Origin of the sequence: Celeribacter litoreus (assembly GCF_020165855.1) — a bacterium.
Classification (GTDB): domain Bacteria; phylum Pseudomonadota; class Alphaproteobacteria; order Rhodobacterales; family Rhodobacteraceae; genus Celeribacter; species Celeribacter litoreus.
Map to the genome: position 1 here is coordinate 246,869 of NZ_JAIUFY010000014.1, position 12,313 is coordinate 259,181.

The 12,313-nt window shown below is 56.1% G+C and carries 11 protein-coding genes and 1 tRNA gene; 10 read left to right on the forward strand and 2 right to left on the reverse strand.

From position 1 onward, the window contains the following. The first annotated feature begins 31 nt into the window (after positions 1-31). Positions 32-121: transfer RNA gene (locus tag LA304_RS14795), tRNA-Ser, on the forward strand. Positions 122-299: 178 nt separating this feature from the next. Here LA304_RS14795 and LA304_RS14800 read toward each other — a convergent pair. Both LA304_RS14800 and LA304_RS14805 read right to left on the reverse strand, forming a co-directional pair. After that, on the reverse strand, positions 300-1,619 hold the full coding sequence (locus tag LA304_RS14800; RefSeq protein ID WP_224503937.1) for an MFS transporter: 1,320 nt from the start codon (positions 1,617-1,619) through the stop codon (positions 300-302). Between the two features lie 149 nt (positions 1,620-1,768). Continuing rightward, positions 1,769-2,749 (reverse strand): LysR family transcriptional regulator, encoded by a 981-nt coding sequence (locus LA304_RS14805; protein WP_224503938.1) that lies wholly within the window; start codon positions 2,747-2,749, stop codon positions 1,769-1,771. A 145-nt stretch (positions 2,750-2,894) separates the two neighbouring features. Between LA304_RS14805 and LA304_RS14810 the strand changes: the two genes are divergently transcribed. From LA304_RS14810 to LA304_RS14850, 9 genes are all read left to right on the forward strand, one after another. Then, positions 2,895-4,358, forward strand: a complete 1,464-nt coding sequence (locus LA304_RS14810; RefSeq protein WP_224503939.1) for an NAD(P)-binding domain-containing protein — start codon at positions 2,895-2,897, stop codon at positions 4,356-4,358. Continuing rightward, complete coding sequence (locus tag LA304_RS14815) at positions 4,355-4,837, forward strand: hypothetical protein (protein WP_224503940.1); 483 nt, start codon at positions 4,355-4,357, stop codon at positions 4,835-4,837. The genes LA304_RS14810 and LA304_RS14815 overlap by 4 nt, the downstream gene beginning before the upstream one ends. Continuing rightward, on the forward strand, positions 4,834-5,436 hold the full coding sequence (locus tag LA304_RS14820; protein WP_224503941.1) for a peroxidase-related enzyme: 603 nt from the start codon (positions 4,834-4,836) through the stop codon (positions 5,434-5,436). Before LA304_RS14815 ends, LA304_RS14820 begins: the two co-directional genes overlap by 4 nt. Next, a complete protein-coding gene (locus LA304_RS14825) occupies positions 5,433-6,533 on the forward strand; it encodes an NAD/NADP octopine/nopaline dehydrogenase family protein (protein WP_224503942.1) in 1,101 nt (366 codons plus the stop codon). Before LA304_RS14820 ends, LA304_RS14825 begins: the two co-directional genes overlap by 4 nt. A 47-nt stretch (positions 6,534-6,580) precedes the next feature. After that, complete coding sequence (locus LA304_RS14830; protein WP_224503943.1) at positions 6,581-7,687, forward strand: ABC transporter substrate-binding protein; 1,107 nt, start codon at positions 6,581-6,583, stop codon at positions 7,685-7,687. Positions 7,688-7,764: 77 nt separating this feature from the next. Further along, positions 7,765-8,751 carry an ABC transporter permease gene (locus LA304_RS14835; protein ID WP_224503944.1) on the forward strand — a complete coding sequence of 329 codons (987 nt, stop codon included), beginning with the start codon at positions 7,765-7,767 and terminating at the stop codon, positions 8,749-8,751. Continuing rightward, a complete protein-coding gene (locus LA304_RS14840) occupies positions 8,748-9,530 on the forward strand; it encodes an ABC transporter permease (protein ID WP_224503945.1) in 783 nt (260 codons plus the stop codon). The genes LA304_RS14835 and LA304_RS14840 overlap by 4 nt, the downstream gene beginning before the upstream one ends. A 3-nt stretch (positions 9,531-9,533) precedes the next feature. Beyond that, entirely contained in the window at positions 9,534-10,616 is a 1,083-nt protein-coding gene (locus tag LA304_RS14845; RefSeq protein WP_224503946.1) for an ABC transporter ATP-binding protein, read from the forward strand. A gap of 46 nt (positions 10,617-10,662) precedes the next feature. Then, positions 10,663-12,093, forward strand: coding sequence for an aminotransferase class V-fold PLP-dependent enzyme (locus LA304_RS14850; protein ID WP_224503947.1), 1,431 nt, complete (start codon positions 10,663-10,665; stop codon positions 12,091-12,093). Positions 12,094-12,313 lie beyond the last annotated feature (220 nt).

The window sequence follows — 12,313 nt, forward strand, 5'->3', positions numbered from 1 at the left end:
CCGCCTCCGAACCTCAATTATAGACGGCCTCGGACAGGTGGCCGAGTGGTCGAAGGCGCACGCCTGGAAAGTGTGTAGGCGGGGAACCGTCTCGAGGGTTCGAATCCCTTCCTGTCCGCCACTCCCCCTCTTTTGGGGCGCAAATTTCCTTAAATGGTAGGCTTTGATATCACCCGCCCCATACGTCGGTGTTGAAGCCGTGTCGGGAACTGAGACGCTGAACTTCCCTGCATATTGCGAATATAGCCGATGCGCCGCGGTTGGTCATTTGCGACCGCGGAAGCGCAAACCAATCGGGTTCAGAACTGCGAGCCCCAGCGGGGGTGAGCGTCATCAATCACAAGCGCATGGGAGTGTTGACGGTGCCCTTGCAGATGTGGGTGGTCGATCGGCAGGTTGTCGTGGCTATGCTCCACGATTTCCGGATGATGGCTGGGCCAGAGCCTGAGTGCCGCCAGGATTCCCACGATGGAAAGCGCGGCTAAAACCATCAGCGCAGGAAGTGTTCCAAACGCAGTCATAAGCCATCCGGACAAGGGGTAGGACACGAGCCAGCAGGCGTGCGACAGAGCGAATTGTGCCGCGAAAACCGCGGGCCTGTCTTCGGCGTGGGCCGAGCGGCGTAGCAGGCGTCCCGAGGGCGTTTGGACAGTGGAATAGCCCAGACCAATGATCAACCAGACCACGAGCAGAAGAGGCCAACTCAGTCCGATGGTCAGGATCAGCGTCGCAACGCCGAGGAGTGCGGCAACCATGGTCCATGCTCCGACGAGCATCACAGGCCTGTCTGCAACTCGGTCCAATATGCGGGGCAATAGCAGAGCGGCGATCATGCTGCCCGTTCCAAAGGCAAACATGGTCCAGGCCAGAGCGCTCGCGCTCAGACCCAACTCACCGCGGACCAGCACCACTGAGTTCACCAATACCATCGCCCCGGCGCTCGACACCGCGAGGTTGAGCCCAAGCAGTCCGCGAAGGCGCGGGGTTGCGAGATAAATGCGGATGCCGCGTGTGGTTCGGTCATAGAAACCACGTGGCTGCGACGCCTGCGGGCTTGGCAAGAGCACAGACACCACCAGCAGAGCGGATGCGGCAAAACCCGCCACGGTGCCGAGAAACAGGCTGTTGTAGCTCATCACAGCCAACAGGAGCGCTGCGAGGGTCGGGCTGATGATATTCTCCAGATCATAGGCCAGACGTGAGAGGGAAAGCGCGCGGGTGTAGCGCGCCTCCTCTGGCAGAACGTCGGGGATCGTCGCCTGAAATGTCGGGGTGAAGGCGGCAGATGCCGATTGCAGGAGAAAGATGAGGACATAAACTTGCCAAATCTCGGAGACGAATGGCAGGCAGAGCGCTGCTGCTCCACGGATCAGATCGAGTGTCACGAGAAGGGCGCGGCGGTTCACGCGGTCGGCAAGAGCCCCGGCAATCGGGGCGATGCTGACATAGGCGACCATCTTAATCGTGAAGATCGTGCCGAGCACCATCGCGGCACTTTCACCCGCGAGGTCATAGGCGAGAAGCCCCAAGGCAACCGTGGCAAGCCCTGTCCCCAACAACGCGACGACTTGGGCCAGAAACAGATGGCGATAGGTGCGATCAGAAAGAATGTCGAACATTGTAAACCTCAGTGATAGCGGGAAATCGCCTTCAGCTCGTCCCAGTCATAATCCCCGTCCAGACAGTGATCCTTATGGTCATGGATCAGGGGCTGTTTGGCGTTGAGTGTTCGCGGGGCCTTTCGGAGGACCTATGTCAGAGCCCCACGCTATGCTTTTCCGTAGATTTTTTGAACTTTGCTCACAATTTGATCACCCTCTTGTTGGCAGGCCTCGATCAAACGCAGATATTGTCCGTCCAGAATCGTATCTTCGCGGGCAAACATCCCCCAATCATAGTTGATAGGCACCGAGAGAGGGCGGACAGATACACCCTCCAAGGGCACGCCAATCGCAGTGACCGGATCACAAAGGGCAATGCCCAATCCCGCTTTTGCAGCCATCGCAGCACTCAAAGACGAGTTGGTTGAAATCTCGGATTTGATCTCGATGTGATGGGCTTCAAAAGTTTTATTGATTTCGTCCCGGATCTGATATCCGCCGCAAATTGTTGCGGTTCTTTCTGTTTCAAAGGCGGTCAAAGGGATGGGCGTGTCTGTGTCAAATTTACTTCCCTTCTGAACCACAGCCACCACGCTACACTCGAATTTAGCCAGACATTTCAACTGGTCCAAATCTTTAGAGTAGGCCGAAAACCCTACGTCTGCTGTGCGATGACGCAATGCATGCATCACGCGGGCAGAGGTTGTCGTTTCCACATAAATGAAATCCGGCAGGATGTCAGACACCCGCGACAGAACCGGCCCAACCAGCCCCGCAGACATCGTGGGTGTGGCGACCAAATCAATCGCCGGCATCTTCTCATCCCGAATGGCGTGTGCGCGTTCGGTCAGATGCGACAGACTAGCCATAACGCGTTGGGATTCTTCGTAAAATTTAATGCCTTTTTCAGAGAGGGAGATTTTAGGACCATTGCGGTTGAACAAGTTGAACCCAACCCGGTCCTCCAGGTCGCGGATCATGCGAGTGACTGAGGGTTGGCCAACGGACAATTTTTGTGCAGCGGCTGTCATAGAGCCGCATTCAACAACCGCAGCGAATGCCTCCATTGAGCGAATGTCGGGCCGTCCATTATTCATTATTGACATATTTAAAATCCCATCATTACATCTAAGCATCGTCGCTCTCATACCATGCATTTAAAGCATAATGGGCTGCTTGGCGATTGATAAGTGTTTCGTCGGATGAATATTCCAAAAAATGGAATGCAGTCCGCCTCATTCATACTGCCAACGACCGAGAGGTCGTTCGGCGCCTCTTTGGGAAAACGTCGTAATGAAAATGTCCGCAATCGATCAACAGGGTTTGGAAACTCTCGAGACACGCGTCAAAAATGATCTCTCCCTGTTGTGCTATCCAGGAAAACAATGGGTGTGCCCGAAAGAGGGAGTTGCAGACGTTATCATCATCGGCGGCGGGATGTGCGGCATGGTGGCCTGGTTGGCTCTCACCACCGGCGGCATCGATAATATCCGTTTTTTTGATCGCTCCGAGGCCGGGTTCGAAGGTCCGTGGCTTGAGTACGCGCGCATGGAAACATTGCGTTCCCCCAAGACCCTGACCGGACCTGCCTTCGGCCATGGCGCGCTGACATTTCAGGCCTGGTACCGTGCTCAATTCGGCTTCGAAGCATGGGAAGAGCTCGATAAAATTCCACGCACAATGTGGGTTGAGTATCTCCGCTGGTATCGGTCTGTTTTGGACATCCCGATCGAGAATAATGTCAACGTCGACCGTGTCGAACCCGAGGGAGACCTGCTTCGTCTCACCCTGTCAGGGGCGCAAAACGGGCAGGTTTTGACACGCAAACTGGTTTTCGCCACCGGACGGGACGGAACGGGCGGTCCCAATATTCCTGGCTTTGTCAAAGATTTGCCGCGTGATCTCTGGGCTCACAGTGCTGACGCAATTGACTTCAGCGCTTTGAAAGACAAACGCGTTGCCGTGATCGGGGTTGGCGCGTCTGCGGTAGATAATGCTGCGGAGGCTCTGGAGCATGGTGCTGCCGAAGTTCGTCATCTCATCCGTCGCGAAAAAATGCCGACGATCAATAAGATGATGGGGATCGGCAGCTTTGGCTTCACCGCCGGATATGCCGCGTTGCCGGATGAGTGGCGCTGGCGCTTTATGCAATACAGCTTCGCGACCCAAACTCCCTCGCCGCGCGGGTCTACCCTGCGTGTGAGCCGCCACCCCAATGCCTATTTCCATTTCGGAAAAGCCACCACGCGGATCGAGAAACTGGATGAAGGCGCTCGCATTCACTTCGCGGACGGGACACATTATGACACGGATTTTGTAATCCTCGGGACCGGATTTGTCATTGACCCCATGGCCCGCAAGGAATTCGGCGACACGGCAGGCGAAATCCTCTTGTGGCAGGACGTCTACACCCCGCCCGAAGACGAGAAGAACGCCGACCTTGGTCGTTTTCCCTATCTCAACAGCGACTTCACGTTCCGCGAGAAAGTGCCGGGCACAGCGCCATGGCTGAACAATGTCTACTGTTTTAACTACGGCTCCTCTGCAAGTCTCGGCAAAGTCAGCGGCGATATCCCGGGGATCAGTGAAGGGGCGGCGTGGCTTTCCAAAGCGATCGCTGCCTCCCTCTATATCGAAGACGTCGATGCCCATTGGCAGGCGATGCAAGACTATGACTCGCCGGAACTTTTGGGAGACGAATGGGAAGCAACAGACCTCCCGGTGCCGTCTTTTGAAACGGAGGGTGCAGGCAAATGAGCTTTTCACAGATCACCACACTCACCGCATCAGGCCTGGATATGACCTCCGATTTGGCGCGGGTTATTTCTGCGCGCAGCAACATCCTCGAGATGACCCAGGACGCAGAAGACGCCGTCTTGCGCCCGAGCGACTATGGCGCCTTTCCACATGATCTGCGTGCCGCGTTGGCAGCGCGGATTGCGCGCCGGTCCAATGACGAAAAGCTCGCGGTGCATTATGAAGTGGCCGCGGGTGACTATGCCGCCTTGGCACGCCCCGAGGTCTCAGGTGAAGAGCAGGGCCTCACAACGGTTCTGAGCATTGTCGATCTCGTGGCAAATGCTCCGAAGGACATTTCCGCCGATCATATTGCCGCACTGCAAAGCGCGGGGATCAGTGATCCAGACATCGTCCGGCTTTGCGAACTGGTGGCCTTCATGGCCTATCAAATTCGCGTCGTCTCCGGCCTTCGACTGATGCAAGGAGAAACCGCATGACCCGCATTGTCCACAAATTCACCCGCCGCGTTCCTGACTGGCAGCCACGTGTTAAACCCGTGGATCTGGCCGAGGCCACACCTGCACAGCTTGACGCCCTGAAGGTGACGCCCTCGAACACGAAGGTTTCCGCCTATGTCCTGACATTGGCTCATGATGTCGAAAGCCTGTCGGTCCGTTCGCCGCTCTTCAACGCAATCATGTATGACAAAGGCGGGATGTCCCGCGAGGAACGTGAGCTTGGCGCATTGGGGGCCTCCATGGTCAACCGCTGCATCTATTGCGCGGCGGTCCATGCGGACAGGCACGCCAAACTGGCGAAAGACGAAAGCGTGACGGATGAGCTTTTCGCCAATGGCGCAAATGCCAAGTTGTCTCCGCGCAATCGCGCGATTTTCGATTTCGCGCGCAAATCGGCAGAAGCTCCGCCAGCCTCAGATCAGCAGGACATTGAAGCCTTGCGTCAGGTAGGGCTGGATGACGCGGAAATTTTTGACTTGATCCTGTCCTCCGCTCTGTTCGGCTGGGCCAACCGTCTGATGCATGTTCTGGGCGATCCTGTTCGCCAAGAACCAGCGCCACAAAAGGTGTCGGCATGACGCAGGCAAAACGCATAGGTATCGTCGGGGCCGGAGCCATCGGTCTTGGAACAGCGGCGCTTTTGCATCGCAATCAGCATGTGCCGATCCTGTGGTCGCCCTCCGGAGAGAGCACCCGTATTTTTGAGACAGAGAGCTTAAGCGTTCACGGAGTTTTTGAGGCGGAGTTTGCGCCTGAAATCGCTGGGTCCGCAGAGGAACTCGTTCAGAAGAGTGACGCTTTGCTCCTCGCGCTGCCTGCGACTGGGCACAAAGCCGTCATGGACAGCCTCGCGCCCTACATCCGCGACGGGCAGCATATTCTCATTTCATCCCACGCCTCCTTTGGGGCGTTGTATCTGACCAAGCGTCTCGCGGAACGCGGCGTTGCGGCGCCTGTGACCGCTTGGGGGACGACCATTGTCTCCGGTCGACGCACCGACAGTTCCGTGCGGGTGAATACGGTGCGCGGTCAGGTGGATCTCTGCACGGTGCCTGAAACAGACAGTCAGGCGGCACTGGAGCTCTGCCAAAATCTATTTGGCGATCGTTTCACCCCACGTGACGGGCTTTTGGCGATCACCTTGTCCAACCTCAATCCGCAAAACCATCTTGGCATTGCTCTGTGTAACATTACGCGGATGGAGCGTGGTGAGGACTGGAGTCAGGGTTTGAACGTCACGCCAAAGGTCGGTCGTTTGATGGAGAAACTTGATCTGGAACGCCTTGAGATTGCGAAGGCGCTTGGCCTCAATGTCAAAACCATTTTCGAACATTTCCACAAAAGCTTCCACGTGCCGGTGGGGCCGATCAGCGAGATGAATCAGGAAATGCACCGCCACGGATACGGCGGATTGGGCCCGAACACCGCAGACAGCAGGTATGTGACCGAAGATGTGCCCTATGGCCTCGCGGTGACAGCCGTTTTGGGCCGCATGGTTGGAAAGCCAGCCGTTTTGCACGAAGCCGGAATTGAAATATTTTCGGCCATGTATGATCGCGATTTCACGCAGGAGAATGCGTTCTTAGACGATCTGAACCTCTCACAGCACACACTCAACGACCTGCAAGAGGCCGCCCGTACCGGTCTTTTGCCTCAGGCCTCCGTCACCGCCTGATCCAATAAAGATACGGACAAAAGTAAACCGACAAGGAGACGTAACCCATGACCAAACTGACCTTTAGCCGTCGCCGCTTCCTCGGCACAGCTGCCGCTGGCACCGCGGCTCTTGCCAGCCCCGCTTACCTGCGCAGTGCGCATGCTGCTGGCGGCGAAGTGAACATCTGGACCTACAACGATTTCGTGCCAGAAGCGTTCAAGAAACAATTCGAGGCAGAGACCGGCATCAAGGTGAATGTCCGTCTGGTGGATGACCAGGGCAAACAGTTCAACCTTCTGGCCGCTGAAGCGCCGAACCCGACCGTGGATATTATGACGGTTGCGGGACACCGTTTCCTTCAGTTCATTGACAACGACCTTTTGGCTCCGCTGGACACCGACCGTCTGTCCAACTGGGGCAAGATCAACCCGACCTTCTCCGAAAGCGACTGGTCCACGATCAACGGCCACAAATGGGGCGCTCCGATCCTGTCCGGCATGGAAGTTCTCGCCTACAACACCGAGCTCGTGAGCCCAGAAGAGGTCAAAAGCTGGGATGTGCTGTTCTCGGAGAAATACAAAGGCCAGACGGCCTATATCCTTCAGGATATGATGTCGATCATCATGCTCAAAATGGGCTACGATGGCAATATGGTCGCCTATCTCGACGATCCGGCGAAAGCCGAAGCGATCGTCGAAGAGGCCAAGCAATATCTGATCGATAAGAAGCCTCTCGTCCGCAAATACTATGACGGCGGTGCGGAAGTTCAGCAGATGTTCGTCAACCAGGACATTGCACTTGGACATAGCTGGAACGGACCTGCCGCAGCTCTGATCAATGACGGTTTCCCGCTCGCCATGACCATCCCGCAAGAAGGCTCCTACGGCTTTGTCTACACCTACAACATCGCCAACAATGCGCCGAATGCGGACAACGCCTACACGTTCCTGAACGCAATCCTCGCCTCCCCTGAGATTGGCGCGGCGATGACAAAGGCCTCCGGCTTTATCTCGACCTACAAAGATGCGTCGAATTACCTGACGGATCTCGAGAAAAAGTCGACGTCTTTCACTGATGAAGAAATGTCCACTCTCAAATTCTTCCGCGCGGAAGCAAACGAGATGAAATACGGGTTTGTTGACCCTGCGGTAGAAGCCATCAAAGCTGCCTAAGCTGGCCATCGCACAGAATTGTTCTGCCCGGCCGCGACGTTGGGCAGAACACCAATAATCCCATGGGAAACGCACAAATGAGCGACGACCTCGCACAACGCACACACACAGGCCAAAAACGTAAGGAAAAGACTGACCTTACCTTTTGGGGCCGTTTGTCCAATTGGGGACCCTATCACCTCATGATGGGGGCAGTGACCGCGAGCCCTCGCCGTCAATTTGTAGTTCTTGCAATCTTTCCGCTGGTCTGGGTGCTGTTCCAAAACCTTGGCCCCATGTTGCAGATGCTGCGGGTGAGCCTGACGGACGCCTATCCGGTCGCGCCGGGCGTGGAACAACATTTCACTCTGGAGAATTACACCAGGTTCTTCGGGGACCAAATTTTCTGGCAGCCATTCTTCCGTACATTGGTCTTTTCGGCTGTTTTCACCTTTTGCACGCTGATCATCACCTATCCCGTGGCATATTTTCTGGCACGCCACGTGTCGCGGCGGAACCAGATGTTGTTCTTGCTGCTCCTGTTGATCCCGTTTTGGGTGGGCGAAATCGTGCGCACCTACGCGATCATGATCCTGCTCGGCAATACCGGCGCTGTGAACCAGTTGCTGAAATGGCTCGGCTTCATCGATCGCCCCATCCCTTTCATGTACACGAGCTTTTCCATGGGGGTCGGCATTGTCTACCTGACTGCGCTCTACATGCTCCTGCCGCTCTATTCCGCGCTGGAAAAACTTCCCAAGAGTTTCAATGAGGCCGCAGCGGACCTCGGGGCGTCTGCTTGGACCCGCTTCCGGCGTGTGACCCTGCCGCTCACGCTGGAGGGCATTTCGTCCGGTTGCACCTTGGTCTTCCTGATCTCGACCGGGTTCTACGCGACCCCCGTGTTGTTGGGCGGGCCGTCGACCACTGTCTTTGCCGAAACCATTGCAGGCTTTTTCCACGTCGCAGGTGATGAATGGCCGACAGGTGCAGCCTTCGCGACCATCATGTTTGCCGCAGCGCTTATCCTGACGGGCACATTCCAGAAATTCATGAACGCCCTCCGCAAAGGAGACACGAAATGAACCGGGGAAATCGCATTCTGTTGTCCTGTATCTATTGGGCCTTCGTTTTGTATGTGTTCGTGCCTTTGATGCTGATGGTGGTGATGGGGTTCAAGGACAGCAAGTTCATCGGCTTTCCGATCCGTTCCTGGACGCTGGAATGGTACACAGGTGTTTTCGCTGACACCGAGGTTCTGTCGGCATTCGGCTACTCTACCTCCATTGCGGTTTTGTCCACGATCATCTCCATCGTCGTCGGAACATGGATCGCAATTCTTTTGGAGGGGCGGAAATTTGTCGGGCGGAATACAATTTATGCGCTGACAATCCTGCCCGCGCTTATCCCCGGAATCATCTCTGCTATCGCCTTTCGCATCTATGCGCGCTGGTTGGGAATTGAGCCCGGCATGGGGGCGATCGTTTGGTCCCACGCGGTCCACAACGTGCCGTTTGTTGTGCTGGTTGTGATGGCGCGCCTTTCGACCTTGCCCAAAACCCAATTGGAAGCCGCGCGTGATCTGGGCGCAGACCCATTCATCACGTTTTTGCGGATTACCCTGCCGTATCTGGTGCCAGCCATTTTGGGGGCGAGCATTTTCTGCCTGCTTCTGAGCTTTGACGACTTTGTCCGCTCATTCTTCCTCGGTGGCTATGAACCAACACTCCCCGTCCTGATCTTTGCGAAGCTGAAATCAGGCATGTCTCCCGAGATCAACGCTATCGCGACCGTTGCCCTTCTCCTCACGGGTGCCATCGGCATCTGGGCAGAACGGTTCACCCGCCGCCTGAACAAGGATTAAACCATGATTGATACCAACCCACTTGTGCGTATCGAAAACGTCACGAAAGCTTTCGGCGACACGATCGCTCTGGACGATCTGAGCCTGGATATTGCACGCGGTGAATTTGTGACCTTTCTCGGGCCATCCGGATGCGGCAAGTCCACCACCTTACGTATCCTCGGTGGATTTGAGCGCCCGACACGGGGGCGTGTGCTCTTGAATGACGAGGATGTCACCAATCTTCCTCCGGAAAAACGTCATGTGAACATGGTCTTCCAGGATTACGCCTTGTTCCCGCATATGACTGTCAGCCAGAACATCGCCTTCGGTCTTGAACTGAAAGGGTTGCCCAAAAAGGACATTCGTGCTCGCCAGGACGAGATCATGTCCTTTTTGGAACTGGACAGCTATGGCGATCGCTACCCCGCGCAATTGTCGGGGGGGCAACGGCAAAGGGTTGCTCTTGCGCGGGCGTTGGCTCCGGATCCTGCCTTGTTGCTTCTGGACGAGCCGCTTGGCGCGCTGGATGCAAAGCTGCGTGGTCAGGTCCAACAGGAACTCAAGGCCATTCAGCGGCGCACCAACAAAACCTTCTTCTTCGTGACCCACGATCAGGACGAAGCTCTGACCATGTCGGACCGGATCGTGGTGATGAACAAAGGCAAAGTCGAGCAGGTGGGCACGCCGGAGGATCTGTATTTCCGTCCGGCCACCCAATTTGTGGCGGAGTTCATTGGCGACACCAATTTCTTGAACGGCACATTGGTTGGTACGGAAGGCGACGATGTGGTGATGGATTGGTTCGGGCAGACCTTGAAAGGCAGTGCACATGGCGCGCTACCGCAAGTCGGTTCTGAGATCACTGCATCTATCAGGCTGGAGAAGTTGAACTTTTTTGACGAAAAGCCTGACATCAATGCCGTGAAAGGCAAAGTGATCGACAAGACATTCCACGGCAGCCGTATGTCCGTCGAAGTCCTTCTCGAACAAGCACAGGGTCTCAAGCTACGCGCATTCGTGGATACCGAAACAGGACAATCTCTCGGGGCTGATCCGGTTTGGATCGGGTGGGACAGCCAAAGCATGGCCGTCCTCCGCGACTGATGCAGCGCATATTTCGTTCAACCCTGGCCTAAGAAACGGACTTCAAATGTCTCTCGATGTGTTCAAGCAGTCTCTTGATGAGGATGATATCGTTGCTTCCCTGCAGGCGGGGCTCATTGGTGAGGGGACCAAATTGCCGGGCCTGTTTGGCGACGTCGCGCTCACTTACGCGGATTTCGTGGCCTCTGGCCGCGCTCTGACGCAGGTCGAGGATTATATCCGCAATCATGTGCTCCCCTATTATGCCAACAGTCACACCGAAGCGTCTTTTTGCGGTCAGTATATCACCCGATTGCGCGCAGCAGGTCGCGCGGAAATCGCCCGTCTCACCAATGCACAGGATGGATGCTCGGTCATCTTTTGCGGCTCCGGTGCAACGGCAGGGATCAATCGGCTTGTGACACTGTTTGGCGTCAATAATGCCGAAAACCCCGTCGTGTTTATCGGACCCTACGAGCATCACTCCAACATCCTCCCTTGGCGGGAAAGCAAAGCGACGGTTGTCGAGATTCCGGAATCCGCAGGCGGAGGGCCTGATCTCGAAATGCTGCAAAGGGCGCTTGAGGCCCACAAGGACGCAGACCTCAAAATCGGAAGCTTTTCCGCCGCGTCCAATGTGACCGGCGTCATCACCGATCCGGACCCCGTGACGCGCCTTCTCAAATCGCATGGGGCGCTGTCCGTGTGGGATTACGCGGGGGGTGCGCCTTATCTTCCGATTGATATGTCCCCTGCGGACGATTGTCAGAAAGACGCTGTTGTGGCCTCCCCCCATAAATTTCCCGGTGGGCCAGGTGCGTCGGGTCTTTTGATCGTTAGAGACGACGCAATCACCGTGACAGCTCCCACATGGCCCGGCGGCGGCACGGTGTCCTTCGTGTCCCCGTGGACCCATCAATACAGCGGAAATCTGTCATCTCGCGAAGAGGCCGGAACCCCCAATGTGATCGGTGACATTCGTGCCGCACTCGCCTTTGTTGTGAAAGACATGGTCACGCAGGACTTTATTTCCAAACGCGAAGCCGAGCTCAATGCGATGGCCTTCGCAGGTCTCAAAGATAATCCTCAGTTGACACTCTTGGGTGTAGATCGCCCGCATCGTTTGCCTATTTTTTCGTTTTTGGTCAAACGCAAGGACGGCACGCGATGCCATCACCAATTGTTCACAAGGATGCTCAGTGACATCTACGGTATCCAAGTGCGCGGTGGATGCGCTTGCGCAGGGCCCTATGCCCATACCCTGCTCGAGATCGACGCAGACGCGTCCGACACCCTTTTGTCCGCAATTCTCCAAGGCAAGGAATTGGAGAAACCCGGTTGGGTGCGACTGAATTTCAGCTACCTGATGAGCGATGAACAAGCGCACTTCATTATCGAGAGCATCAACGAACTCACGGCCCGCCTCGATGAATTCGAGTGCTATTACGCCGCAGATGCGTCAACGGCCCGTTTCTCGAAAATCGAACCTGCTGCGTGACGGCGGCATCAGAAGAACCGTGTTAGAGGCGGGGAGGGCGATGCGCCGTTTCCTATACCTACGAGGTTTGCAGAAATTCTCCGCCTCGTAGGTCTCTCTCTTTAACCGGCCCGTTCGGAGCGCAGCCTTAGCTCAAGATCACGTCCGAAGCAGAACCACACCGCCGCTCTTTCTGAGTGGCGGTGGGTCTGCGCGACCTGAGGGAGAGGGCCCCTGTCTC